Here is a 23,720-nt window from a genome sequence, read left to right as displayed (position 1 = left end):
ATGACCACACACCACATCGACAACATCAACGTCACCGCCTTCGACGAAATGCCGACGCCGGAAGAAATCCACGCCAGCCTGCCGCTTTCCGAGAAAGCCGCCAAGACGGTCACCCATGGCCGGCATGTGCTGCGCAACATCCTGGATCGCAAGGACCATCGCCTGTTTGTCGTCGTTGGCCCCTGCTCCATCCACGACCCGGTGGCCGGCCTCGACTACGCCCGTCGCCTGAAGGCGCTGTCCGAAGAAGTCGGCGATACCCTGCAGCTGATCATGCGCGTCTATTTCGAAAAACCGCGCACGACCGTCGGCTGGAAGGGCTACATCAACGACCCGTTCATGGACGACAGCTTCCGCATCGACATCGGCATGGCCAAGGCCCGCGAATTCCTGCTCCAGGTTGCCGAAATCGGCATGCCGACCGGCACCGAGGCACTCGACCCGAACGCCCCGCAATACTACGGCGACCTCATCACGTGGACCGCCATCGGCGCCCGTACCACCGAATCACAGACCCACCGCGAGATGTCCTCCGGTCTCTCCACGCCGGTCGGCTTCAAGAACGGCACCAGCGGCGACCTCAGCGTTGCCGTCAACGCCGTCCTCTCCGCCTCCAAGCCGCATTCCTTCCTCGGCCTGACCAGCCAGGGCCGTGTCGCCGTCGTCCGTACCAAGGGCAACGGCTACGGCCACATCGTGCTGCGCGGTGGCGATGGTCGCCCGAACTACGATACCGTTTCCATCGCCATGGTCGAACAGGCGCTGGACAAGGCCAAGCTTCCGCACAACATCGTTGTCGACTGCTCGCACGCCAATAGCTTCAAGAAACCCGAACTGCAACCGCTGGTCATGGCCGACATCGTCAATCAGGTCCGTCTCGGCAACAAGTCGCTGCTCGGCGTCATGATCGAATCCAACATTGAAGCCGGCAACCAGTCGATTCCGGCCGATCTCAGCCAGCTCAAATACGGCTGCTCGGTCACCGATGGCTGCGTCGATTGGGCGACCACCGAAAAGATGATCCGCGACGCCGCCATCATGCTCCGCGACGTGCTGCCGGAACGGCTTTCCTGAGGTTTCCACGGGGATAACAGGCCGGGATGCCATTGGACAAATCGGCCTGGCGTAACGCGGGGTGACGCCTCAAGAGTTGCCACGGTCAACCGGAAATTTCGGCCAAAATTGAAATCGCCCGACACATAAATTTGAAGCCAAAAACCAGAAAACCGCGTCACGTTCCCCCTGGCAGCGAAAAAGGCATGGCGCTCGATTCCTTTTGCGCCATGGATGGCCAGATTCTGGTCCTCAATATTCTCGGCGAACCGAATGCCAAGCGCGATTCGATTGGCAAGCCGAAAGGCAAGCAGTTGCAGGTCAGCGTCACCGCGACACCGGTCGCCGGGCGAGCAACTGACCACATGGTGCGCTTCCTGGCCGGCGAGTTTGGCGTCACAGTGACCGACATTGAGGTCGTCTTCGGCCGCTACAATATCAACAAGAAGTTGCGCATCCGCTCGCCGCAGAATCTGCCAGCGGTGATCGCCAGACATCTGGCACACGAGAATCTGTCTCTAGACCTCTAACCCGGTTTTCTCACACAACATTTCGCCCATGAATACTCAATCTGAAGCTCCGACAACCGTTCATCCCTCCGTTCGCCGCTGGATTTACCTGCGGGGACTGTTGATCGGCCTGCTGGTCGCCGCCTGGTGGATTCTGTTTGCGCCCGATTCGCTCATGGAGCATGACCTGAAAATTGTGCTCGGGATTGCTGCCGGTCTGGTCGGCGCCGGCAGTTACCTGTTCAATCTGCGCAAGGCGCTCTTTCCGCCAAGCAAGGACTAGCCGGGGAACGCCTGCCATGCCCCTGATCGCAACAGCCACGCCCGCTGATTCGCTGGTCTCCTGCATCATCGGCGAATAGAATGCCGTTCCGTACCGGCAAAGCGACCGCCATCGCCACGCTACCGGCACAAGAATTCCTGCAATCCGACTTCCGAACCTGAACCATGAACCTGATCGTCCAGGGCGGCGCCCTGCCCACCTTCCTGCTTGAGCGCATCGTGGCTGCCACCGGCGCATCTGCCGTCGAACCACTGCCCCCCCAGGTCGTTCGCCTGAAGAACGCGACACGCACAGCCGACTTTGATGCGCTGATCCCGCTCATCGAAGCCGAGAAACTGGACTGGGCATTCTTTCCGGCGAACAAGAAGCTTTCCGACTATGGCCTGATCTGCTTCGACATGGATTCAACGCTGATCACCATCGAATGCATCGACGAACTGGCCGATTTTGCCGGCAAGAAGGAAGAGGTTTCGACCGTGACCGAAGCCGCCATGCGTGGCGAAATCGATTACCGCGAAAGCCTGCGCCGCCGACTGGCCCTGCTCGCCGGGCTGGATGCCCGCGTCCTGGCTCGTGTTTTCGGCGAACGCCTGCTGCTTTCACCGGGCGCCCGCGAACTGCTCGAAGCGGCACAGAACGCCGGCCTGCGCACCGCCATCCTGTCGGGCGGCTTCACCTATTTCACCGAGCGCCTGCGCATCGAACTCGGTTTCGATTTCGCCACCTCGAACGAGCTGGAAATTTCCGGTGGCAAGCTGACTGGTCGTGTCGTCGGCGACATCGTCGATGCCGCCGCCAAGGCCCACCACCTCGCCCGACTGGCTGACGAACTGGGTTTGACCAGGGAACAGGTCATCGCTTGCGGCGATGGCGCCAACGACCTGCTGATGATGGCCCAGGCAGGCTTATCGGTAGCCTACCGCGCCAAGCCGGCAACACGCGCCAAGGCCGATGTGGCGATCAATTTCGGCGGACTGGATGCACTGCTCAAGCTGTTCGCGGAAGAATAAGGGAGTCTAGATTTCCGGACACCACACCTCGGGTGGTGCCAGCTTTTCGTAGGCAGCATTGGCCGACAGGAAAACCTCGCCAGTCAGCGCCTTCCACAGCGAAGACTTCATCAGCCTGTCCTGCACCGGCCCTTTGACCTCGGCCAGGTGCAGCTTGATGCCACGCTCGGCAAGATCCTGATTGATTTCGCCGAAAACCTCGACCGCAGTTGTGTCGAGCAGGTTAACGCCGCTCATTACCAGGACCAGATCATGCGCACCAGCGACGCGTTCCAGCTCCTGAGTCAGGCGTTGCTCGACAGCGCCCAGGTTGCCGAAAAACAGGCGCTCATCAATGCGGACGAAAAGCACGCCAGGAAGTGTTTCGACCTCGTAACGGGCGACATTGCGAAAATGCTCGGTCCCGGGCACCCGCCCGACGACGGCAATATGGGGGACGCTCGTGCGATACAACAAGGTCGCCATCGACAACACGATACCCATGCCAATCCCTGCCTCCAGGCCAAAGAGCAGCACGCCACCGGCCGTGCACAACAAGGCCAGCGCATCGGCCCGGTCGTAGGACCAGGCCTGGCGGAGCGCCTGCAGGTCGATCATCGAGATTGCGGCCATCATGATGCTGGCCGCCAGCACGGCCAGCGGCAGGCGCTCGAACCACTGTGCCGCACCAGCCACGACGCCGATCATGGCCAGTGCCGACAGAATGCTGGCCAGCGGCGTCTGAGCCCCCGCCGCGACATTAATCGCCGAACGCGACAGGCCACCGCCGACCGGCATGCCACCGTAAAACCCCGCCACAACATTGGCCGCGCCGAGACCAACCAGTTCGGCATTCGGATCGATCCGCTCACGCCGCTTGATAGCCAGCGCCTGGGCCATGGTGATGCTCTGCACCATGCCGATCAGCATCATCACGAAGGCCGGCAACAGCAGGCGATGCACGGTGTCGAGGCCGGGAACGAAGAAGGTGAAGCCGGGCAGGCCCGCCACCACCGAACCAACGACCGCTACGCCCTGCCCGTGGTCAAGATTAAATTCGATAACGGCCAGCGTGCCGACAATGACCACGACCAGCGGCATCAGGCGCACGATGAAATCGGCCCCTGCCTTGCTCAGCCCCACCCTGACCAGCCAGTCGGCCAGCGCCAGGCGAACAATGGCAAGGATGCCGAAGGCGAGCAGTCCGATGGTCAGCGTCGGCAAATGCGCCTGTGGCAGTTTCTCAAGCAGGTCGAGCAGCAGTTCACCGCTGTTCGATCCGTGCGGCACGACGCCGGTCAGATATTTCAGCTGGCTGATGATGATCAGCACGGCCGAACCCGAGATGAAGCCGCTGATCACCGGTCGACTGAGCAGTTGTGACAAGAAACCTAGGCGCAGAGCGCCACAGGCCAGCAGCATCAACCCGGATAGCAGCGACAGTGCGGCAGCCAACGTGATGTAGAGCGACGAACCTGGCGGTGCAATCGGACTCAAGACTGAATAGGTCATGATCGCGGTAATGGCCACCGGCCCGACGGCCTGCACCATGCTGCTACCGAGCAGCGCGTAGGCAATGACCGGGAAAATGCTGACATACAAACCGAGTTGCGGCGGCAGGCCAGCCAGAAGCGCGTAGGCCAGACTCTGCGGAATGACCAGGATGGTGACGATGAGGCCGGCAGCGATATCCGCGCCCAGCTTGTCCTTCGGGTAATGGGCCAGCCAACCCGGGATCAGCCTAGCCATGTCATTCAGTTTTTCTTGACCAATTGACGGGCGAAAGCAGCGTCGTTCTTGGTAACGCGCGGCACGACCTGTGGGCCTTGCGCGTTCACAAAGCGAACAAAATCGTCGAGCGCCAGCGGCTCGGAAACTTCCTTATCGACACCCTCAACCCGCTCGCGCAAGACAAACAGGCTGTTGCTGGTGATCACCATCACGTAATGACGGCCTGCGCTGCGTTGATTCAGCCGCGCAACAGCAGCAGTGGCACGAGTCGAGCGCATTCTGGCTACTTGTACTTCTTGAAAACTGCCTTGGCGTCGAGATGGGCACGATCCAGCGTGCAGATCGATTCATCATCGTCATGGCCGGTAAAAAAATCGTCAGCCTGGGCGCGCATCACCATTTTTATCGCCGCATCGTCCGCGATGTCGTATTTTTCGGTGATGAGTGTCGTTACTTCGTCGAGATGTTCTTCGTAAGTCATGGCAGGTCAAACTCAGTAGAAACGTAGAGCGCCTCAACCTTTTCCCGCGCCCAAGGCGTGCGGCGCAGGAACTTCAGGCTGGAAGCAATGCTTGGATCGAGGTTGAAACAGCGAATGTCGATGATCTGACCCAGTTCGGCCCATCCATACCTGGCCACCAGCCTATTGAGAATCTTCTCCAAGGTCAGGCCGTGTAGTGGATTGTTGGCTTGTTTTTCTGACATGGGTGGCAACGTTTGGTTAGTGGAAAACTCAGGCCGGGGCGTAGAAAAGTTGCCGTTCGCGCTGGCAATCGCTGTCGCCCATTTCAAACACCCGGCAATTATCGGGTCGGCGATCATAAATTGTGCAACGCATGGTGTCACGATCAAGCGCTGCACACCAGCCGTCATCAAGGCGTCGCATGACCCAGCCACCCCAATCGTCCTGAGTGGAGAAGCGGCGAGGCACATCATCTCCGTCCATCAACATGACTTCAAGCTGGCAGCAACAGGCTGCGCATTGCTCGCAGGTAATGGAGGGCGATTCGACAGCCAGGATTACGCGACCTCGTCGATCCAGGCCTGCTGGATCGCTTCGAGAATCTTTTCACCGCAGTGTTTGGGGTCGTCGTTGAAATCGGGCAAAGCCATCACCCAGTCACGCAGATCGACGAAATTGACTGTCAGCGGATCCTTGTCCGGGTGGGTATCGGTCAGTTCGATGGCGATATCGTTGATGTCGGTCCATTTCATTTGCGATGCCCCTCCTTCGCCATGTTGATGCTGTATTTCGGAATTTCGACCGTTATTGGCGTTGACCGTACGATTGCCTGGCAGCCGAGACGGGAATTGGGTTCCAGGCCCCAAGCCTTGTCGAGAAGGTCTTCTTCAATGTCTTCAGCCGGCTCCAACGAGTCGAAGCCATCGCGCACGATGACGTGGCACGTCGTGCAGGCACAGGACATTTCGCAGGCATGATCGAGTTCGATCTCGTTGGCCAGCAGATTCTCACAAATCGATTTACCCTCTTCCGCTTCAATGACGGCGCCATCCGGGCAAAGTTCAAGATGTGGCAGGACGATCAATTGCGTCATGCGTCTTCTCCCATTTTGATGTCGTCCACGTTGCGGCCGGCCAACACCTTCTTGATGCTTTGGTCCATGCGGCGATGGGCAAAGGCCTGTGTCTCGAAACCCAAGTCGTCCATGGCAATATTGATCAGGCGCCGATTCTCGCCAGCGATGGTTTCGCGCAGCTTGGCGATGGTAGCGAAGATCTTGGCGGTTTCAGCCTCATTCAACAGATGCGGATCTTCCGCCATCGCGGCTTCGGTAGCCTCTATCATCCGTTGCGCTTCCACCTGTGCCTCCTTGAGGGCACGGCTCATTGCGTCGTCCTTAGCGTGCTCCATCGAATCCTTGAGCATGCCGGCGATCTCGTCATCCGTCAGGCCGTAGGACGGCTTGACGGTCACGCTGGACTCGATACCGGTCGTCTGTTCACGCGCCGCTACCGAAAGCAACCCGTCGGCATCGACCTGAAACGTCACGCGGATACGCGCTGCACCAGCCACCATCGGCGGAATACCGCGCAGCTCGAAGCACGCCAGCGAACGGCAGTCGCTCACCAGCTCCCGCTCACCTTGCACAACGTGAATCGCCATCGCCGTCTGGCCATCCTTGAATGTCGTGAATTCCTGGCCCCGTGCCGTCGGAATGGTGGAATTGCGCGGAATCACCTTTTCGGTCAGGCCGCCCATGGTCTCCAGGCCAAGCGACAGCGGAATGACGTCAAGCAGCAGCCAGTCATCCTTGCCGGTCTTGTTGCCGACCAACAAGTTGGCCTGGGTCGCCGCGCCGAGAGCAACGACCTTGTCCGGATCGAGATTGGTCAGCGGATCCTGGCGGAAGAAATCGCCAACAGCCTTCTGCACCTGCGGCATGCGCGTCGAGCCACCAACCATGACCACACCCTTGATGTCCTCAACGCGCAAGCCGGCATCACGCAGGGCCTTCTTGACCGGTTGCAGCGTCTTCGAGATCAGCGTCTGGGCAATCGCCGCGAAGGTTGGCACATCGAGCTTTATGTCGACCATTTCGCCCGAGGTCAGTCGAACCGTGATCTGCGCTTCCGGGTTGTTGGTCAGGTATTCCTTGGCCTCGCGGCAACGCATCATCAAATGACGGCCATCTTCCGGCGACAAAGGCTGCAGCTTGGCTTGTTCAATAACCCAGCAGAAGATGCGGTGGTCAAAGTCATCCCCGCCCAGCGCCGAATCGCCGCCAGTAGACATGACTTCGAAAACACCCTTGGTCAGTTTGAGAATGGAGATGTCAAAAGTACCACCGCCGAGGTCGTAGACCGCATAGACGCCTTCGGCAGCGTTATCGAGGCCATAAGCGATGGCTGCAGCCGTCGGCTCATTGAGCAGGCGCAGAACATTCAGACCGGCCAGACGCGCCGCATCCTTGGTGGCTTGGCGCTGTGCGTCGTCAAAATAGGCCGGTACGGTAATCACCGCCCCGACCAGATCGCCACCAAGCGCTGTCTCGGCACGCTCCTTGAGACTTTTCAACACTTCAGCCGAGACTTCCACCGGGCTTTTGATACCGGCAATCGTCCTGACCTTGACCATGCCCGGAGCTTCGATGAAGTCGTAAGGCATCGATTCAACGTGGGCAATATCCTTCAACCCGCGCCCCATGAAGCGTTTGACCGAAACGATGGTGTTGCGCGGATCGATCGCCTGCTTGGTCTGGGCGTCAAAACCGACTTCGGTGCTGTTGTCAGCATGGTAACGAACTACCGACGGCAGCAAGGGACGTCCCTGCTCATCGTTAAGGCAGACGGCCATACCACTACGAACCGTGGCAACCAAAGAGTTGGTCGTACCAAGGTCGATACCGATGGCAAGTTTGTGTTCATGAGGGGCTACCGACTCACCAGGCTCGGCAATTTGAAACAGGGCCATTTTTATTCTTCCAGCGACGCCAGCGCGTCGTCGATTTCGTACAAAAGTTTTTCCAGGAACATCAGCCGACGAACACGATCCGTGGCCAGCGCAAGCTCGCCCAGCTCGAATAGCTCGCCCAGTTCTTGATAACGCGAATTAATGTCGCCACGGAGGCGGTTGTGCAGGCGCTCCAGTTCGTGGTGATCACCACCATCGCGAGCCTCCATCACCGCTTCGCGCCATTCCATTTGCTCCATCAAAAAATCGGTGGGCATGGCGGTATTGCTCTCCGCCTGAATGTCGTGGCCAGCCAGATGGAGCATATATTTCGCCCGCTCGAGCGGCTTTTTTAGCGTCTGGTAGGCTTCATTGGCATGCGTGGCCCACTGCATCGAGAGGCGGCGGTCGGCATCACCAGCGTTGGCAAACCGATCCGGATGCACCTGCGCCTGAATATCGCGATAGCGGGAATCCAGGTCAGACAAATCGAGCCGGAAGCCCGGATTCAACCCAAACAGGGAGAAATGGTCGGCTCGGAAATCCATCAGACGTTAAAGGATTCGCCGCAACCGCACTGATCCTTGACGTTCGGATTGTTGAACTTGAAACCTTCGTTCAAGCCCTCGCGAGCGAAGTCCAGTTCCATTCCATCCAGATAAGGCAGGCTCTTGGCATCGACAATAACCTTGACGCCATTGTGTTCAAACACCATGTCATCAGGATTCACCTCGTCGACAAATTCCAGTTTGTACGCCATGCCGGAACAGCCACTGGTCCGCACGCCGAGACGCAGGCCAATGCCCTTGCCACGCTTGGTCAGGTAGTTGGCGACATGTTTTGCCGCCTTGTCGCTCAAGGTCACAGCCATGCTTATTCTCCGTGCTTTTTCTTGTAATCGGCCACAGCTGCCTTGATGGCATCCTCGGCCAGAATCGAACAGTGAATTTTAACCGGCGGCAAGGCCAATTCTTCGGCAATTTCCGTGTTTTTGATCGACAAGGCCTGATCGACCGTCTTACCCTTGACCCACTCGGTCACAAGTGAAGACGATGCGATGGCCGAACCGCAACCGTAGGTCTTGAACTTGGCATCCTCGATCACGCCGGCCTTGTTCACCTTGATCTGCAGTTTCATGACGTCGCCGCAAGCCGGTGCGCCGACCATGCCGGTACCTACGTCATCATCTTCCTTGCCGAAGGAACCAACGTTGCGCGGATTCTCATAATGATCAATGACTTTTATGCTGTAGCTCATGCTGTTTCTCCTTGAATTTCTTTAGTGTGCAGCCCATTGAACGGTACTCAGGTCAATGCCGTCCTTGAACATTTCCCACAACGGAGAAAGCTCTCGTAATTTACCAACTTTCGTATGCAATAATTTGATTGCATAGTCTATTTCTTCTTCTGTCGTGAAGCGGCCGATGCTGAAACGGATGGAGCTATGGGCCAATTCATCATCGCGCCCCAAGGCGCGCAGCACATAGGATGGTTCCAGACTGGCCGAGGTACAAGCCGAACCGGAAGAGACTGCCAGATCCTTGATGGCCATGATCATCGATTCGCCTTCAACGTAAGCGAAGCTGATATTGAGGTTGTGCGCCACCCGTTGAGTCAGGTCACCATTGACGAAGGTTTCCTCGATGTCCTGCAAACCTTTCAGCAACTTGTCGCGCAAGGCGCCGATGCGCTTGTTCTCTTCTGCCATTTCCTCACGAGCCAGACGGAAGCACTCGCCCATCCCGACGATCTGGTGCGTCGGCAGGGTGCCTGAGCGGAAACCGCGTTCGTGGCCACCACCATGCATTTGCGCCTCAAGACGAATACGCGGCTTGCGACGGACATACAGCGCGCCAATACCTTTCGGACCGTAGGTCTTGTGAGCACAGAAGCTCATCAGGTCGACCTTGAGCTTGCTCAGGTCAATATCCACCTTGCCGGTAGCCTGAGCAGCATCGACGTGAAAAATCACACCCTTCTCGCGGCAGATCTCACCCAGCTCGGCAATCGGTTGGATGACACCGACTTCGTTATTGACGAACATCACGGAGGCAAGGACGGTATCCGGTCGGATGGCGGCCTTGAAGACCTCCAGGTCGAGCAGGCCGTCTTCCTTGACATCAAGATAGGTCGCTTCGAATCCTTGGCGTTCCATTTCGCGCACAGTGTCGAGCACGGCCTTGTGCTCGGTCTTCACCGTGATGATGTGCTTGCCCTTGGTCCCTGCGTAGAAATTCGCAGCCCCCTTGATGGCGAGATTGTTGGACTCTGTTGCACCGGAGGTCCAGACGATTTCCTTGGGGTCCGCATTAACCAGTGCGGCCACCTGCTCGCGTGCTTCCTCAACCGCCGCATCGGCTACCCAGCCAAAGCTGTGCGAGCGCGAAGCGGGATTGCCGAAATGCTCGCACAAGTAGGGAATCATTTTTTCAGCGACACGCGGGTCGACCGGGGTAGTTGCCGAGTAATCCAGGTAAATAGGGAGTTTCATCGTCATTCTCGCTAAGTCGGGTTGTTCAGGCAGCCATCTTTTCAGCTAATGGCTGTCAGTCCTTGCAGTCGTCCGACTGTCACCTGCAAGGCGTTGATAAATTGTTCAATCTCAGCTTCCGTATTTGCCACACCGAGGCTAACTCGCACAGCCCCGCGAGCAATATCAGGGGCGATACCCATGGCGCGCAAAACATGCGATGACTCCGGATTGGCGCTTGAACATGCCGCACCACTGGCCACAGCGAATCCTTCGCGGTCCAGCTTACCGACGAGCGTTTCGCCATCAATATTCGGGAAGGCGAAATAGCTGGTATTCGGCAAACGCGTCACGTCCGTCGCAAAAATCCTGGCGCCTAATCCTGCCAGTCCAGATTCCAGCTTTACCTGCATAGCCCGCATCCGAGCAGGTAGTTCGGCAACGCGAACTGCGGCAAGTTCCGCAGCAACGCCGAATCCAACGATCGCCGGGATATTTTCGGTGCCCGAGCGCAGTCCGCGTTCATGACCGCCGCCGGCAATCAAGGGCTGCAATTCGACGCGCTTGTCAAGAACCAGCGCTGCCGCGCCCTTGGGGCCACCTGCCTTGTGCGCAGACAACGTCATGGCATGAACGCCAGCTCCGTTGAAAGCGCGAAAATCGATAGCCAGCTTGCCCAAAGCCTGTACGGCATCGGAATGAAACCAGGCCCCGGTGGGACTTGCAGCATTCGCTAACGCCGCAACATCCTGCACGACACCTGTTTCATTGTTAGCCAGCATGACAGAGAGCATTTTCGGCTTGTCGAGCAGTGCCTCGGCATAGTCTTCGATTTTTACCCTTCCAGTACCGTCGACCGCAAGACTCCTGACTTCCCAGCCCTGCCGGACCAGCTGAGCGGCCGGCTTGAGTACGCAGGGATGCTCTGTAGCGCTGACGGCAAGTATACCGGGCTTGAGGCAGGCCGCAGCTCCTTTGAGGAATAGGTTATTGGCTTCGCTGCCCCCGCTGGTAAAAATTACCTCTGTGGGGTGTGCATTAACCGCCACAGCAACTTTCTGGCGCGCCTCGTCGATAGCCTGTCGTGCCTGCCGACCATATTCATGGCGGCTCGACGCATTGCCATACTGGCTTTCCAGCCAAGGCAACATCGCAACCAGCACCACCGGGTCGAGCGGTGTCGTGGCATTGTGGTCGAGATAAATGGGCATCGACATGGTTTTCTCAGGCCGCAGCCGGCACCTTGTCGCGACCGCTACGGGGCCGGGGTTGCGGGCCAAGGCGCTTATCCTCAAGGACGATCATACCCACACCACGCTTTGCTTTTTCACGCCCGACAAGCTCAGCGAGCGTTACGGAAGCAAGGTAATCGAACATTTTGGCATTCAGCGTCGACCACAGATCATGTGTCATGCAACGGTGTTCGTCATGGCAGTTTTCGCGGCCACCGCATTGAGTGGCATCGAGTTGTTCATCGACTGCCCGAATGATGTCTGCCACCGCAACCTGATCGAAAGGTCGGGCTATACAATAACCGCCACCTGGGCCACGCACGCTATCGACCAGCTTGTGACGACGCAATTTGCCAAACAACTGCTCAAGATAGGACAGCGATATCTGCTGCCGCTCACTGATGCTGGCCAGCGCCACGGGCCCGCCCTCGCCCCGCATGGCGAGATCCATCATGGCCGTTACGGCGAAACGTCCTTTGGTTGTCAAACGCATTCCGAACCTCTATAAATAACCTAGTGTTGCAGTCAACTATATCCAAATCAGACAAAATTAGTCAACTATTTTACTCAGGTATTTCGGATCGAATATATCGGACTGATCGACGTCTTGATCACACTTGACGCCTTGTGCATCAAGCTCCTTGACCAGCGAGGCCAGCCTCCGATCAGTCTCGGCAGCGTGATCCAGCAATGCGTGGATCGCTTTGGCCAGCGGATCGTCCTGATCGCGCCCAACCGCATAGGCAGAAAAGCCCAATTTTTCGGCTTGAGCCTCCCGTTGGCGGGTTTGCTCAGTGTTATCGAGAATCCGTGCCGGGTTCCCAACCGCGGTTGCTCCGGCAGGTATGGGCTTTGTGACCACAGCATTTGAACCAACTTTAGCACCGGCACTAATAGTGATCGGCCCAAGCACCATTGCCCCAGCTCCGACAACCACACCATTTTCCAGAGTCGGATGACGCTTGCCCTTGTTCCAGGAAGTGCCACCGAGAGTAACCCCGTGGTAGAGCGTGACGTCATCTCCGATAACAGCCGTTTCTCCAATCACAACACCCATGCCATGATCAATGAAGAAACGGCGACCGATGGTTGCGCCAGGATGAATTTCGATGCCAGTCAGCATCCGTGACAAATGAGCCGTAAAGCGGCCCAACCAACGAAGACGATGCCCCCATAGCCAGTGGGCCAGGCGATGCATGATCAATGCATGAATGCCCGGGTAGCAGGTGAGTACCTCCCAGAATGAGCGGGCGGCCGGATCGCGGTCAAAGACCGCACGGATGTCCTCACGCAGATACCGGAACATGAAACCTGATCTCCCTGTTGAATGGAGGGCGATTTTAGAATACTCGACTGAATTTGTCAGCTATTTTCCCAACGAGCTGCGAGTCGTATAAGTTTATAATCCGAAATCCGCCGCAATTCGCTAGCTCTCCATGCCAAACCGCCTCGCATCGCTACTTGTTGCCATCATTTTGCTTGCCGGTTGCGCAACGCCACCACCGGTCGCAACAAGAAATACACGCGGCGATTACAGCCACACCCAAAAATACCTTTCATGGCTGATAGACCGTGAAATGGCGCAAAACGAGATTACCGGCATAAGCATCGCACTCGTCGATGACCAGAAAGTGATCTGGCAGCAAGGCTTTGGCTATGCCGACCTTGAAAATAAAATAGAGGCCACACCAGATACCGTCTATCGAGCCGGATCAATTGCCAAGGTCTTCACGGCCGCAGCAGCAATGCAACTAGCTGAACAAGGCAAGCTCGACATTGATCAGCCACTCTCTGCGGCACTGCCCGAATTCACGATAAAGACTCGATTTCCGAACGCAGCACCGGTGACGCCACGCAACATCATGTGCCATCACTCGGGACTGCCATCCAATTTCCTGCAAGGCCTGTTCGTTCGCGAGCCTGATCGTTTCGAGTCGGTTGTTGCCAATATCCGCGACGAATACCAGGCCTTTCCACCTAACTACGTTTTTTCCTATTCCAATCTCGGCATGGCGCTGCTTGGTGCCGCAATTCAGAAGGTTAGCGGCGAACCCTTTGACAGATACATGGATCGTCAATTCTTCCAGCCTCTAGGCATGCGCCATAGCAGTTTCGTACCACGTCCCATCGCCAAAGCTTACGACCGCAACAAGGAAATCGAGGTATTTTCTCTTCGTGATATGCCGGCCGCGAACTTGCTGAGTAACGTTGTTGACCTCGGCAATTTCATGAAAATGCAGTTCGCTGATGGCAAGGCTGGTGAAAACCGAATTCTTTCGGCTGCTTCAACCCATGAGATGGTGCGCATCCAGAACAAGAATTTCCCGATGACATTCGGGCAATACGTTGGCTTGGGCTGGATGATGAGTGGCATCGACGTGCCCGGTGGCGGCAGCGTTGCCAGCCACGGCGGTTCCCTGCCCGACTCTCACAGCATGATGGCCATCTTGCCTGAGCACAAACTGGGCGTCGTCATCCTCTCCAACTCATCCTCGTCCCACGTTGCGGTCTCCAAAATCGCCACCGAGGCCTTGCGCCTCATGCTTGAAGCAAAGACCGGAATTCGCCAGGATGCAACACCACCAGCACGAGCTGCAGAACGCGCACCAACTACCGAGGAATTGCGCCAGTTTGACGGCAACTTTGACACCATGGTTGGCTTGGCCAGAATCAGCACAAAAAATGGCCAGATTGACGTTGAGGCTGCGGGCCATCATTTCCGTCTGGTGCCGCACGAAGACGGCTTGCTGACTATCAAATATCGATTGTTTGGAATGATGGCTGTACGCGTCGGCGCATTCGAGGATATTCACTTGTCGATGGCCAATGTCGACGGTCGGCAAATCATCGTCGGCCGTATCGGCGCAGAATCGCTGATATTTGGCGAAAAACTGAAGCCAACGAAAATTCCTGAGCGCTTCTGGAACAATCTCGGCCACTACGAGATCATTGGAAAGATAGACGGCCCTACTCCTGACAGACTTCTGCTCAAGGAAGACAACGGGCTACTAGTCGGTGAAGCGCACTTTCCGGAGGTACCCGACCTCCTTTTGCAGATCGCCTTTCATGCAGTCTCCGACAACGAAGTGGTAACAGCCGGCTTGGGTACCGGTCGCGGAGACACGCTACGACTGATTGGCGCCGGAGACGAAGCCATGCTGGGCTTTTCCGGAATTCAACTACGCAAGAAATAAACTAGAAATGAACGATCTGCATCACGAATTGAAGGTATTCATCATAGAAACGATGAATCTTGAAGACATCACCCCTACCGACATTGGCGAAGGCACACTGCTCTTTGCCGATGATGGTTTGGGCTTGGATTCAATTGATGCACTCGAACTTGTACTGGCACTCAAGAAGAAGTATGGCGTTGTGCTTGAGGCCAATGACGAAACGGCACGCCAGCACCTAAGTTCAGTCGTAACGCTGGCAGCTCTGATCGAATCACAGCGCTGAAATCAAAACGGCACCAAAAGGTGCCGTTTTGATTTGACCATCTGTTTAGCGCCTCTTGCGCAAGCGAAGTAATCCAACCAATCCAATCCCCATCAATGCCAGCGAACCAGGCTCGGGAATTTTATTGTCATTAGATCCACAACCCGTCGTACAAACATTACCGCTTACTGATGAAAGTTTGATGTAGTCGTAGCCGGTATTTGACTTAACAGCGGTTTGATAATAATTCAACTCCCCCGTTCCCATATTTGGATTACCAACCGTAGGCCCACCAACCAACGGATTGTATGCACCGATCAGCCAATAAGACGAATAGACATTGGCATTTGCCGGAGTGTAAGTGATGCCTCGGTTAAATTCCCCTGATTTCTCGCCATTGTACGAATCTCCATCGTAGCTACCAATAACTGTCCACCCTGCCATGCTACTGGTAAACGTTTTACCTACGATAGATGCCGCACTCATCGTATCCGTCGGATTTCCTGACCCCGTATAGGCCATAACCGTATAGTCAGAGTCATACTTATACCAAGATAGCTCCAGTGAAGTCAGCTGCACCAGCGAATCGAAGCTAACCAATACCATATCGTAACGCTGATTGTTGTCCATCGCGTGCTCTGGATTACCACCTTCGTTTTGGTCACAACTCAATCCAGACGTACACTCTGCGTTAGTAACTCCGCCATATCCAGCATAGGATCCCACCCATTGGGCCGCCTGAATGGTTTGCGATGCACCGTTATTAGCCGACGAAGAAGCATCATCTACAGTGCTGCCAGTGTTGGCATACGCGTTGATAGCCGAAACACCCGCTGTTGGCGTTCCTATCAACTCCCACGTCGCAGCAGAAACCTGGCTCGCAAACACCAACGCTACTGAACAGAACGATGCCTTGAATTGAATTTTCATTTCCCACTCCTAACGCGACTCTTGCTTTGTAAGCTAGCAAATATCAAGCCAAATATAATTTATCTATTAATTCAATTTGTTAGATACAAACATTCGACGAACCAGAGTCTACTGTAAAAAATTCCGACACTCAATTTCAAAAAAATTAAAGCCCCAAATCTTTTTTCAGCAAACCAAGTGCCGCACCATCCAAAGCGACACGTGGATTCTCAAGAACAGCTTTCAACTCCTCACGAGCTTCGCTTTTTCTCCCAAGTTTGGCCAGTGCATACGCCAAGTGAAAGCGAATCTCTCCGTTATCCGGGCTACGTAGGCGAGCATCGCGCAAGTACCGCAAACCAGCCTCAGCCTGGCCTTTGCTAACAAGCACCCAGCCTAAAGTATCGGCATAGGCTGGATGTGTCGGCGAAAGTTTCAGTGCGCGCTCTGCCATTTCCTCCGCAGCTGGGTCATTGATCAGTAGAAGCAGGTTAGCGTAATTATTGAGTGACACAGCGTCGTTTGGCGTGGCAGCGATAACCTGCTGATAAGTCTTTTTCGCTGCAACTAGCTGGCTAGACTGGAACTGCGTTTCGGCCAGAGCTTTGAGTGCTCGCTTGTCCTTAGTGTGGTTTTTAGTCCAGCCTTCCAGAAAGGTAACAGCCTTAGCTAGCTCACCCGCCGCGAGCTGGGCCTCAACAAGCGCCAAAGCATTGGCGGTGCTTTCCTGGCGCGAGAGGAGCTTGCGATAACCAGCTATAGCCGCCGGGTATTTGCCGCGCGACATGGCTAGATCGGCGCTTGCCCTTGCTGCATCCAGGCTGGTGGGATGCTTTGCATTCAGCATTTTGAGTGCCTCATCGGCCTTGGCGGCATTACCACGTCGTGCCTCGACCTGCACAGCCAAAGACAATGCCGCAACGTCATCGGGATTACCCTGTAGTGCCTTGGATAGACTGTAGGCCGCACCATCCAGATTGGCGGCGGCTATTTGCAGGCGGGCGATGGTGACCTGCGAACGCGGCTCGAATTCGGCTAGACGGGTCGCGCCAGTCAATACTGCGCGCGCATTAGCAGCATCGCCAATTGCCAGATAGGTTTGCGCCAGTGCTAGTTGAACCTTGAGGTTGGCTGCAAACTTGCTGGCCAATAGCTTGGCGGCAGTCAGCGCCTGATCGCCTTGGCGCTGCTTCAGATAGATATCAATCAGCACTAGTGTCGGGCTGGGGTCGTTGCGCTGGACATCACCGGCCTTGGTCAGATGGCGAATGGCTTCCACCGGCCGCTCTGCACGTTGTTCGAGAATGCCGTACTCATACAAGACCCTGTAATCGTTACTGTCCTGCTTCAAAAGCATATCAAGACGGCGACGGGCCTCATCGAAACGCTTTTCACCCACATCGAGCCTAACCATGTTCAATGCGGAAGGCGCAAAACTTGGGTTCTTGGTCAGCACCTGCGTGTAAGCCGCTCGCGCACCGGCCTTGTCACCACTTGCCCCCTTGAGGGTACCAAGGAAATTCAGGGCAGTCAGATTCTCTGGATTGCGCTTGATCAGTGCTTCGGCAATCTTTAGTGCCTTGTCTTTTTTGGACTGTTGAATATAGATCGTCGCCAGCGCCATGCCGGCCCGGGCATCGTCAGGATTCGCCGCATATGCCTTTTCGAGGCTTGCCACGCCTTTGTCGGCCTGCCCCAGACCAAGCTGGCTGAAGCCGAGCGAGCGGGTCATTTCGGGCGCCCCGGTCCGCGCTGCCGCCTGTTCGAACAGATTGGAGGCCTGTGCATAGCGCCGTTGAGCAAGGTTGACCGAACCGAGCAGGAACATGACCTGCGGATCATCGGGCTTAACTCTTTGCAGCGATTCGAGCAGAGGTTGGGCTCGTCCAAATTCCTTGGTATCAACGTAAATCGATGCCAACAGTTTTTTTGCGCCGAAATTGTTCGGGCTGCGAGCGATCAGTGCATCCAGATATTCGCGGGATTTCTCGTGATTTCCTAGTCCGTAATGCGCCAGCGCTGCGGCCATCAATAGCTGCTCCCGACGCATCAGCCAAGCGGGTGGAAGGGTGTCGATGGTCCGGGTGACTTCCGTCAAGGCTTCGTTCGTCGCCTTGGCATCATTCTGCTGGCCGGCCATAACCGCGCGCAGATAGGCTGCCCGTGGTTCGTCGGAGGCGTTTATTTTCAGGTAATCAAGATCGCTGCGTGCCTCTCCATCGCGTTTGAGGTCGATCAACAGTGCGGCGCGCGCGATACGTGCATCAACATGATTGGGAGCAAGAGTAAGCGCCTTGCCATAGGCTACCAATGCACCGCTGGCATCAAACGAGGCATGCTGCACAGCGGCTTTGACGTTCCACGCAGAGGCATCGTTCGGCGCCAGTTCGACAGCCTTGTTGGCCTTATCCTTTGCCTGCTCGAGTCGCCCGGCGGCCAGCAACATCGGCACTTCGGCAACTAGAGGTGAAGCCGATTTCGGGTCGATGGCTCGTGCATTCTCAAAGCTCTCGACAGCGAGTGTATTTTTTCCTGATTCGATATAGGCGTTGCCGCGCATGGTAAGCACTTCAACCTGAAGTGCCGGCGACAACCCGGCGGCAGATATCCGTTCGATGACCATTTCCGGGCGCCCAAGGGCGAGATAGACTCGCCCCAGCGGAAGGGCGACCTCGCCCCTGTTGACGCCTTGTTTAAGCGCCTCCTCAAACGCCGCTTCGGCTCCTTTGAGATCACCATTCCGGAGCAATGCCTTGCCGAGCAGGAGATGGGCAGCAAGCATTTTAGAGTCCTGCTGCAGGGCATTCTTCAACTGAATAACCGCCGCCGGCATTTCATTTTTTTCGTATCTTTTCAGGGCATCTTCGTAATAGCTTGATGCCTTTTCCGGTGTTGCCAAGGCGCTCGCCGACAGTCCGATTCCCATGACAAATGCCAAGGAGACTCGCGTTACGAAATCAATACGCCACCGTGTCGAAGGCTGGTCAAATTGCTGACTAGAATGTGTTTGGAAACTCATTGTGGTCCGAGCGCCTGAGTGAATGGATTGGCTTAATGAGGAAATGACATGTGCAATACGTCAACTCCTATACTAGCGAGCTCCAATAAGCAGCGACTGTGCTTTTTTCACGAATTCCGGTTAATTTCTGGGCGACTCATGATGCATGGAGCACCAACCGGTCTTACCGAACCTCAATAGTGACTGTTTTCCCGGACTTTCCGCCGGCCTTGCGAATCAGCTCAGCAATATCCGTATTGTTGAAGCGAGATGCGATATCGAGAGCGGTTTCGCCGCTATCGACGGTACGGCCCAGGTCGGCCTTGCTGGCGATCAGGAATTGAACGACTTCGAGGTGCCCGCTACGTGATGCGGCAATCAACGGGGTAGTGCCATTCTCCGAGGCTAGATTGACGTCTGCGCCTGACTTGACGAGTAGCTTTGCAATTTCCAGATGGCCGCTGAATGCCGCATAGGCCAGAGGTGTCCAGCCCTGCATGTTGACTGCCGCGCCGCCGGCCAACAGCAACTCGACCACTGCCTTATGGCCGCGAAAGGCAGCCAGACGGAGCGCCGTGTCACCGGCCGAATTTCGGGCGTTGAGCTTGGCGCGGTTCCTGATCAGATAGTCCACCATTTCGGCATGCCCGTCGCGGGCTGCCAACATCAGCAGCGTGTTGCCATCAATATCGGTCGTATCGAGGGACGCACCCTTGGCAGCTAGCTGCGTGATTTCCTTGACGTCACCCATCTTGGCAGAGGTGATCAGGTCGTCGTAGGTGGCCGCGCCGACGATGGCCGGGACAGCCAAGGCAATTGCTACGGTCAACCGGAAATTTTGGCTAATTTTCATATCTGTTTTGCGCCTTTGAACAACGAAAAGAAATTATCGGTTGTCGCTTGGTGGACTTCATCAAGGCTAATCGAACGCAGTTTGGCGATTTCCTCGGCGACATAGCGCACGTAGGCCGGCTCGTTTGGTTTGCCACGATAAGGCACTGGCGCCAGATAGGGCGAGTCGGTTTCGACGAGAAGGCGGTCCAACGGACATTTCTGCGCCACCTCCTTGACGATGGCGGCGTTCTTGAAGGTGACGATTCCTGAAAATGAGAGATAGAAGCCAAGATCAAGCGCCAATCGGGCGATATCCCAGTTCTCGGTAAAACAATGCATGACACCGCCGACCGCATCGGCACCCTCTTCCTTCAGCACGCGCAAGGTATCAGCAGCGGAATCGCGGGTGTGCACCACCAGCGGTTTGCCGCAACGCTTGGCTGCCCGAATGTGAGTCCGAAAACGGTTCCGCTGCCACTCAGGCTGATCCTTCTGCCAGTAGTAGTCGAGCCCGGTTTCGCCGATGGCGATCACTTTCGGGTGCACGGCAAGTGTTAGAAGCCGCTCTTCATCGGGCTCTTCGACATCGGTATATTCGGGGTGCACGCCGACCGTGGCATAAAGCTGCTCATGCTGCTCGGCCAGCGCAAGCACCTGCGGAAAATCTTCAAGATTGACACCGATGCAGACAGCCAGGCCAACCTGATTCTCCTGCATGCGCAGCAGGACATCCAGCATGCGATTGGCCAGATCGGGAAAATCGAGGTGACAGTGGGAGTCGACCAGCATGCCGGCCAATCAGAGCGTATGCGTGGGACGGGCCGACTGCATGACACCGCCGAGCAGGCCTTCGATCTTGCGCCGGGCTTCCTGGCCGCTTTCGTCATTATTAAAATGCACGCCAATCCCCTGCGCCCGGCCATTCTGGGCACCCGCCGGGGTAATCCAGACGACGGTGCCGGCGATTGGCAGTTTGGCCGGATCGTCCATCAGCGACAGCAGCATGAAAACTTCATCGCCAATGGTGTAGCCGCGGGTCGTCGGAATGAAGATGCCGCCGCTGCGCAGATGGGGCATGAATGCGGCGTAAAGCGCAGATTTCGAATTGATGTTGAGCGAGAGGACGCTAGGGCGCTGCGGAGCTGGTTTTGCTTCACTCATCGTTGATCAATTGGCAAACAGGGCTCGATAATCCAGAAAAAGGCTTTCCAGGAAGAGGCGCGCATTGAGCGGCTGCTCGGCCTCCTGGCGACGTGTAATCAGGGCCCGATAGAACTGAATCAGGCGTGCAGGCGGAATCATATCAGCCAAGCCTGAAATAATGGCCTGTTGCGGCAGAAAATATCGAACAGACAGGCCATTCTTGGCCAGAGTCAGGTCAACCATCCATTTCTGCAAGGCTTCGGTGATGTGTTTCAAAGCCACCTTGCCCTTGCTGTCCTTGACGGCTTTTTCGAGTTCGGCAGCTGTTGCCAGAGGATCACCCTTGCGACCGGCGCCGAGTTGCGCGGTCAGCAACTCAAGCCAAGCGCCCTGCCCGGATGTTGCCAATTCCATCGCCAGCCCGGGCGAACCACCCGCCAGCGCCAGCCAGCGTTCGGCCTGGGCAATACCTTCGTCAGCCAGAACCTTTTCCGCAAGCTTCATCGAGGGCACCGGAACCGGCACTACCTGACAGCGGCTGCGTATGGTTGGTAGCAAGCGCATCGGCTCACTGGAAACCATTAAAAACAATGTGTCTGGAGCTGGTTCTTCAAGTGTTTTAAGAAGAGAATTTGCCGTGCTGCGATTCATTGCCTCGGTTGGATTGACCAGAATGATCCGCAATCCGCCGCGGTGAGTACCGACGTTAAAAAATTCGTCGAGCCCGCGCACCTGATCGATGGTGATCTGCTGGCTGGGCTTTTTCTTGCCGTCCTCGACCTCTGCCTCTTCGCCGAGCGCATCGGGCTGCAGCAAGCGAAAATCGGGATGATTGCCTTGCTCGAACCAGTTGCAGGCCAGGCACTTGCCGCAAGCCAGGCCGTCGATTGACGGTGACTCACAGAGCAGGCTGGCGGCGAAACGCCTTGCCAGCTCATATTTTCCCAAGCCTTTTTGGCCCACCAGCAACAGCGAATGCGGCAATTGCTTCCGCCTTGCCTGCAATCCAGCCCAGACCTTCGAATGAAGATCAATAACGTTCATAAACAAATCGATGCAATTATTTGTTCAAGTTGTTTGCGAATATCGGCAATGGTGTTGTCGGCGTTAACGACACGCATTCTGCTCGGACTGCCATGCGCTCTTTCCAGATAAGCCTGACGGACTCGCTCATGAAAATCGACCCGCTCCTGTTCGAACTTGTCGAGCACCCGATTGGCCAGCACGATGCGCTCGCGGGCAATATCAAGCGGCAGATCGAACAAAAGTGTCAGATCCGGTTGCAGGTGTTCATGCACCCAATGCTCCAGAATCAGGAACTTGGAACGATCCAGTCCGCGACCACCGCCCTGATAGGCGTAGGTCGCATCGCTGAAGCGGTCGCAGATCACCCATTCGCCGCGAGCCAATGCTGGCTCGATCAATTTGGCCAGGTGCTCGCGCCGGGCGGCGAACATGAGCAGCGTTTCGGTTTCCAGGTGCATGGGCTCGTTGAGCAATAATTCCCGCAACTTTTCACCCAGTTCGGTCCCGCCCGGTTCGCGCGTCACTTGCACGACTATGCCGCGTGCGCGCAGCAATTCGGCCAGCCACTCAACGTGACTGCTCTTGCCTGCACCATCTATGCCTTCGAAAGTGATGAATTTACCTTTCACTTCCCACCCCTTTGATATCGGTTAACTGCGTTGTTGTGTTCTTCCAGCGTCTGCGAAAACTGGCTGCTGCCATCGCCGCGTGCGACAAAATAGAGCGCATCGCTTTGAGCCGGGTTGAGTGCCGCACGCAGCGAAGCCTGCCCGGGCATGGAGATCGGCGTCGGCGGCAAGCCGGACCGGGTGTAGGTATTGTACGGGGTGTCGGTTTGCAGGTCGCGCTTGCGCAGATTTCCGTCGAAGTTCTCGCCCAGACCATAGATCACCGTCGGATCGGTTTGCAGAAGCATGCCCTTGCGCAGGCGATTGACGAACACTGCGGCGACGAGATTCCGATCCGCTTCGCGCCCGGTTTCCTTTTCGACAATCGAGGCCATGACCAGCGCCTCTCCAGGCGTATTGAAGGGCAACCCGGCCGCCCGCTGAGCCCACTCGGCATCGAGTTTGCGCTGCATGGCCCGATTGGCGCGCGCCAGTAGTTCCAAATCGCTCGACTGCTTGTCGAAAAGGTAGGTATCCGGAAATAGCAGACCTTCGAGGCTCCTGACATTGAGCCCCAGCTGGGCAATGATTTGTGCTTCGCTCAAGCCGCTAGTTTCGTGACTCAGATCGGGATGTTTATCCATTCGCCCGCGCCACTGGCGGAAAGTCCAGCCTTCAACCAGGGTCAGTTCGCCCTGCGTCACCTTGCCTTTGAGCAGCTTGTTGAGCAGTTGCATGGGGGTAACCCCTGTTTTGACCGCATAGCTCCCTGCCTTGATGGCCGTATCGGCCCGGTTAAGGCGGGCTAAGGTGGCGAGCAGCGTTGGCTCGACATTGATACCGGCCTCGCGCATCTGGGTGATCGCCGAGCGCAAGCTGCTGCCGGCCGTCACCCGAAAATCGAGCGGCGAACTACTCAATTGCAGGGGCTGATTGGCCCACCACCACAGGCCACCGGCTGCGGTCGCCAAAAGCAGAAATATCGGGAGGAAAATCCTGGGGAAGAAGCGCACGGGAACTCGAAGGGAGCAAGCAGGTCTTGCCCGTGTGGAACGAGCACGTTATAACGAGCGATATAATATCCGA

Annotated in this window: 29 protein-coding genes; 6 read left to right on the top strand and 23 right to left on the bottom strand. The window is 56.5% G+C overall.

Going from position 1 to position 23,720, the window contains the following annotated elements:
* The 4 genes from KI610_RS11360 (at position 1) to serB (ending at position 2,855) form a co-directional block, all read left to right on the top strand.
* Positions 1-1,074, top strand: a complete 1,074-nt coding sequence (locus tag KI610_RS11360) for a 3-deoxy-7-phosphoheptulonate synthase (RefSeq protein WP_226495084.1) — start codon at positions 1-3, stop codon at positions 1,072-1,074.
* A 185-nt stretch (positions 1,075-1,259) separates the two neighbouring features.
* On the top strand, positions 1,260-1,583 hold the full coding sequence (locus KI610_RS11355; RefSeq protein ID WP_226495083.1) for a DUF167 domain-containing protein: 324 nt from the start codon (positions 1,260-1,262) through the stop codon (positions 1,581-1,583).
* 28 nt (positions 1,584-1,611) lie between these two features.
* A complete protein-coding gene (locus KI610_RS11350) occupies positions 1,612-1,845 on the top strand; it encodes a hypothetical protein (protein WP_226495082.1) in 234 nt (77 codons plus the stop codon).
* Between the two features lie 164 nt (positions 1,846-2,009).
* The gene (serB, locus tag KI610_RS11345; RefSeq protein ID WP_226495081.1) at positions 2,010-2,855 is read left to right on the top strand and encodes a phosphoserine phosphatase SerB; all 846 of its coding nucleotides are present in this window, start codon (positions 2,010-2,012) and stop codon (positions 2,853-2,855) included.
* 6 nt (positions 2,856-2,861) lie between these two features.
* Here serB and KI610_RS11340 read toward each other — a convergent pair whose 3' ends face one another.
* The 15 genes from KI610_RS11340 to cysE all read right to left on the bottom strand — a co-directional run bounded on the left by KI610_RS11340 (position 2,862) and on the right by cysE (position 12,984).
* Positions 2,862-4,583, bottom strand: a complete 1,722-nt coding sequence (locus tag KI610_RS11340) for a SulP family inorganic anion transporter (protein WP_226495080.1) — start codon at positions 4,581-4,583, stop codon at positions 2,862-2,864.
* 5 nt (positions 4,584-4,588) lie between these two features.
* On the bottom strand, positions 4,589-4,843 hold the full coding sequence (locus KI610_RS11335; protein WP_226495079.1) for a hypothetical protein: 255 nt from the start codon (positions 4,841-4,843) through the stop codon (positions 4,589-4,591).
* A gap of 5 nt (positions 4,844-4,848) precedes the next feature.
* A complete protein-coding gene (locus KI610_RS11330; RefSeq protein ID WP_226495078.1) occupies positions 4,849-5,046 on the bottom strand; it encodes a hypothetical protein in 198 nt (65 codons plus the stop codon).
* Complete coding sequence (locus tag KI610_RS11325) at positions 5,043-5,270, bottom strand: VF530 family protein (protein WP_226498542.1); 228 nt, start codon at positions 5,268-5,270, stop codon at positions 5,043-5,045. Before KI610_RS11325 ends, KI610_RS11330 begins: the two co-directional genes overlap by 4 nt.
* A gap of 28 nt (positions 5,271-5,298) precedes the next feature.
* Positions 5,299-5,511, bottom strand: a complete 213-nt coding sequence (locus tag KI610_RS11320) for a YkgJ family cysteine cluster protein (protein WP_264178803.1) — start codon at positions 5,509-5,511, stop codon at positions 5,299-5,301.
* Positions 5,512-5,585: 74 nt separating this feature from the next.
* Positions 5,586-5,780, bottom strand: coding sequence for a Fe-S cluster assembly protein IscX (gene iscX / locus KI610_RS11315; protein WP_226495077.1), 195 nt, complete (start codon positions 5,778-5,780; stop codon positions 5,586-5,588).
* Positions 5,777-6,121 carry an ISC system 2Fe-2S type ferredoxin gene (gene fdx, locus KI610_RS11310; protein WP_226405460.1) on the bottom strand — a complete coding sequence of 115 codons (345 nt, stop codon included), beginning with the start codon at positions 6,119-6,121 and terminating at the stop codon, positions 5,777-5,779. The genes iscX and fdx overlap by 4 nt, the downstream gene beginning before the upstream one ends.
* Positions 6,118-7,998, bottom strand: coding sequence for a Fe-S protein assembly chaperone HscA (hscA, locus tag KI610_RS11305; RefSeq protein WP_226495076.1), 1,881 nt, complete (start codon positions 7,996-7,998; stop codon positions 6,118-6,120). The genes fdx and hscA overlap by 4 nt, the downstream gene beginning before the upstream one ends.
* 2 nt (positions 7,999-8,000) lie before the next feature.
* A complete protein-coding gene (gene hscB / locus KI610_RS11300; RefSeq protein WP_226495075.1) occupies positions 8,001-8,525 on the bottom strand; it encodes a Fe-S protein assembly co-chaperone HscB in 525 nt (174 codons plus the stop codon).
* Complete coding sequence (iscA, locus tag KI610_RS11295; RefSeq protein WP_226495074.1) at positions 8,525-8,848, bottom strand: iron-sulfur cluster assembly protein IscA; 324 nt, start codon at positions 8,846-8,848, stop codon at positions 8,525-8,527. The genes hscB and iscA overlap by 1 nt, the downstream gene beginning before the upstream one ends.
* A 2-nt stretch (positions 8,849-8,850) precedes the next feature.
* Positions 8,851-9,234, bottom strand: a complete 384-nt coding sequence (iscU, locus tag KI610_RS11290) for a Fe-S cluster assembly scaffold IscU (RefSeq protein WP_226405456.1) — start codon at positions 9,232-9,234, stop codon at positions 8,851-8,853.
* 21 nt (positions 9,235-9,255) lie between these two features.
* Positions 9,256-10,467 (bottom strand): IscS subfamily cysteine desulfurase, encoded by a 1,212-nt coding sequence (locus tag KI610_RS11285; protein ID WP_226495073.1) that lies wholly within the window; start codon positions 10,465-10,467, stop codon positions 9,256-9,258.
* Between the two features lie 41 nt (positions 10,468-10,508).
* The gene (locus KI610_RS11280) at positions 10,509-11,663 is read right to left on the bottom strand and encodes a cysteine desulfurase family protein (RefSeq protein ID WP_226495072.1); all 1,155 of its coding nucleotides are present in this window, start codon (positions 11,661-11,663) and stop codon (positions 10,509-10,511) included.
* A gap of 7 nt (positions 11,664-11,670) precedes the next feature.
* The gene (gene iscR / locus KI610_RS11275; RefSeq protein ID WP_226495071.1) at positions 11,671-12,171 is read right to left on the bottom strand and encodes a Fe-S cluster assembly transcriptional regulator IscR; all 501 of its coding nucleotides are present in this window, start codon (positions 12,169-12,171) and stop codon (positions 11,671-11,673) included.
* A 57-nt stretch (positions 12,172-12,228) separates the two neighbouring features.
* On the bottom strand, positions 12,229-12,984 hold the full coding sequence (cysE, locus tag KI610_RS11270) for a serine O-acetyltransferase (protein WP_226495070.1): 756 nt from the start codon (positions 12,982-12,984) through the stop codon (positions 12,229-12,231).
* Between the two features lie 130 nt (positions 12,985-13,114).
* Here cysE and KI610_RS11265 point away from each other — a divergent pair, with 130 nt between their 5' ends.
* On the top strand, positions 13,115-14,872 hold the full coding sequence (locus KI610_RS11265; protein ID WP_226495069.1) for a serine hydrolase domain-containing protein: 1,758 nt from the start codon (positions 13,115-13,117) through the stop codon (positions 14,870-14,872).
* Positions 14,873-14,879: 7 nt separating this feature from the next.
* Positions 14,880-15,137: a phosphopantetheine-binding protein gene (locus KI610_RS11260; protein WP_226495068.1), complete on the top strand. Its 258-nt coding sequence runs from the start codon at positions 14,880-14,882 to the stop codon at positions 15,135-15,137.
* Positions 15,138-15,182: 45 nt separating this feature from the next.
* Here KI610_RS11260 and xdp1 read toward each other — a convergent pair whose 3' ends face one another.
* The 8 genes from xdp1 to mltG all read right to left on the bottom strand — a co-directional run bounded on the left by xdp1 (position 15,183) and on the right by mltG (position 23,647).
* A complete protein-coding gene (xdp1, locus tag KI610_RS11255; RefSeq protein ID WP_226495067.1) occupies positions 15,183-16,046 on the bottom strand; it encodes an exosortase-dependent surface protein XDP1 in 864 nt (287 codons plus the stop codon).
* A 145-nt stretch (positions 16,047-16,191) separates the two neighbouring features.
* Entirely contained in the window at positions 16,192-18,951 is a 2,760-nt protein-coding gene (gene prsT, locus KI610_RS11250; RefSeq protein ID WP_226495066.1) for an XrtA/PEP-CTERM system TPR-repeat protein PrsT, read from the bottom strand.
* A gap of 256 nt (positions 18,952-19,207) precedes the next feature.
* Positions 19,208-19,876, bottom strand: coding sequence for an ankyrin repeat domain-containing protein (locus tag KI610_RS11245; protein WP_226495065.1), 669 nt, complete (start codon positions 19,874-19,876; stop codon positions 19,208-19,210).
* Positions 19,873-20,646 carry a TatD family hydrolase gene (locus KI610_RS11240; protein WP_226495064.1) on the bottom strand — a complete coding sequence of 258 codons (774 nt, stop codon included), beginning with the start codon at positions 20,644-20,646 and terminating at the stop codon, positions 19,873-19,875. The genes KI610_RS11245 and KI610_RS11240 overlap by 4 nt, the downstream gene beginning before the upstream one ends.
* 9 nt (positions 20,647-20,655) lie before the next feature.
* Positions 20,656-21,018: a PilZ domain-containing protein gene (locus KI610_RS11235; protein WP_226495063.1), complete on the bottom strand. Its 363-nt coding sequence runs from the start codon at positions 21,016-21,018 to the stop codon at positions 20,656-20,658.
* Positions 21,019-21,024: 6 nt separating this feature from the next.
* Positions 21,025-22,044, bottom strand: a complete 1,020-nt coding sequence (gene holB / locus KI610_RS11230; RefSeq protein WP_226495062.1) for a DNA polymerase III subunit delta' — start codon at positions 22,042-22,044, stop codon at positions 21,025-21,027.
* Entirely contained in the window at positions 22,041-22,655 is a 615-nt protein-coding gene (gene tmk, locus KI610_RS11225) for a dTMP kinase (protein WP_226495061.1), read from the bottom strand. Before tmk ends, holB begins: the two co-directional genes overlap by 4 nt.
* The gene (mltG, locus tag KI610_RS11220) at positions 22,652-23,647 is read right to left on the bottom strand and encodes an endolytic transglycosylase MltG (RefSeq protein WP_226495060.1); all 996 of its coding nucleotides are present in this window, start codon (positions 23,645-23,647) and stop codon (positions 22,652-22,654) included. The genes tmk and mltG overlap by 4 nt, the downstream gene beginning before the upstream one ends.
* Positions 23,648-23,720: the final 73 nt, after the last annotated feature.

This window comes from Ferribacterium limneticum (assembly GCF_020510565.1).
Taxonomy (GTDB): domain Bacteria; phylum Pseudomonadota; class Gammaproteobacteria; order Burkholderiales; family Rhodocyclaceae; genus Azonexus; species Azonexus limneticus_B.
The sequence above is the reverse complement of the archived record's forward strand: the minus strand, read 5'-3'. Positions and strand labels throughout refer to the sequence as shown.

Coding starts and splice junctions, on each gene's coding strand:
- KI610_RS11360 (WP_226495084.1), top strand. CDS start 1: ATGACCACACACCACATCGACAACATCAACGTCACCGCCTTCGACGAA.
- KI610_RS11355 (WP_226495083.1), top strand. CDS start 1,260: ATGGCGCTCGATTCCTTTTGCGCCATGGATGGCCAGATTCTGGTCCTC.
- KI610_RS11350 (WP_226495082.1), top strand. CDS start 1,612: ATGAATACTCAATCTGAAGCTCCGACAACCGTTCATCCCTCCGTTCGC.
- serB (WP_226495081.1), top strand. CDS start 2,010: ATGAACCTGATCGTCCAGGGCGGCGCCCTGCCCACCTTCCTGCTTGAG.
- KI610_RS11340 (WP_226495080.1), bottom strand. CDS start 4,583: ATGGCTAGGCTGATCCCGGGTTGGCTGGCCCATTACCCGAAGGACAAG.
- KI610_RS11335 (WP_226495079.1), bottom strand. CDS start 4,843: ATGCGCTCGACTCGTGCCACTGCTGCTGTTGCGCGGCTGAATCAACGC.
- KI610_RS11330 (WP_226495078.1), bottom strand. CDS start 5,046: ATGACTTACGAAGAACATCTCGACGAAGTAACGACACTCATCACCGAA.
- KI610_RS11325 (WP_226498542.1), bottom strand. CDS start 5,270: ATGTCAGAAAAACAAGCCAACAATCCACTACACGGCCTGACCTTGGAG.
- KI610_RS11320 (WP_264178803.1), bottom strand. CDS start 5,511: ATGGACGGAGATGATGTGCCTCGCCGCTTCTCCACTCAGGACGATTGG.
- iscX (WP_226495077.1), bottom strand. CDS start 5,780: ATGAAATGGACCGACATCAACGATATCGCCATCGAACTGACCGATACC.
- fdx (WP_226405460.1), bottom strand. CDS start 6,121: ATGACGCAATTGATCGTCCTGCCACATCTTGAACTTTGCCCGGATGGC.
- hscA (WP_226495076.1), bottom strand. CDS start 7,998: ATGGCCCTGTTTCAAATTGCCGAGCCTGGTGAGTCGGTAGCCCCTCAT.
- hscB (WP_226495075.1), bottom strand. CDS start 8,525: ATGGATTTCCGAGCCGACCATTTCTCCCTGTTTGGGTTGAATCCGGGC.
- iscA (WP_226495074.1), bottom strand. CDS start 8,848: ATGGCTGTGACCTTGAGCGACAAGGCGGCAAAACATGTCGCCAACTAC.
- iscU (WP_226405456.1), bottom strand. CDS start 9,234: ATGAGCTACAGCATAAAAGTCATTGATCATTATGAGAATCCGCGCAAC.
- KI610_RS11285 (WP_226495073.1), bottom strand. CDS start 10,467: ATGAAACTCCCTATTTACCTGGATTACTCGGCAACTACCCCGGTCGAC.
- KI610_RS11280 (WP_226495072.1), bottom strand. CDS start 11,663: ATGTCGATGCCCATTTATCTCGACCACAATGCCACGACACCGCTCGAC.
- iscR (WP_226495071.1), bottom strand. CDS start 12,171: ATGCGTTTGACAACCAAAGGACGTTTCGCCGTAACGGCCATGATGGAT.
- cysE (WP_226495070.1), bottom strand. CDS start 12,984: ATGTTCCGGTATCTGCGTGAGGACATCCGTGCGGTCTTTGACCGCGAT.
- KI610_RS11265 (WP_226495069.1), top strand. CDS start 13,115: ATGCCAAACCGCCTCGCATCGCTACTTGTTGCCATCATTTTGCTTGCC.
- KI610_RS11260 (WP_226495068.1), top strand. CDS start 14,880: ATGAACGATCTGCATCACGAATTGAAGGTATTCATCATAGAAACGATG.
- xdp1 (WP_226495067.1), bottom strand. CDS start 16,046: ATGAAAATTCAATTCAAGGCATCGTTCTGTTCAGTAGCGTTGGTGTTT.
- prsT (WP_226495066.1), bottom strand. CDS start 18,951: ATGGGAATCGGACTGTCGGCGAGCGCCTTGGCAACACCGGAAAAGGCA.
- KI610_RS11245 (WP_226495065.1), bottom strand. CDS start 19,876: ATGAAAATTAGCCAAAATTTCCGGTTGACCGTAGCAATTGCCTTGGCT.
- KI610_RS11240 (WP_226495064.1), bottom strand. CDS start 20,646: ATGCTGGTCGACTCCCACTGTCACCTCGATTTTCCCGATCTGGCCAAT.
- KI610_RS11235 (WP_226495063.1), bottom strand. CDS start 21,018: ATGAGTGAAGCAAAACCAGCTCCGCAGCGCCCTAGCGTCCTCTCGCTC.
- holB (WP_226495062.1), bottom strand. CDS start 22,044: ATGAACGTTATTGATCTTCATTCGAAGGTCTGGGCTGGATTGCAGGCA.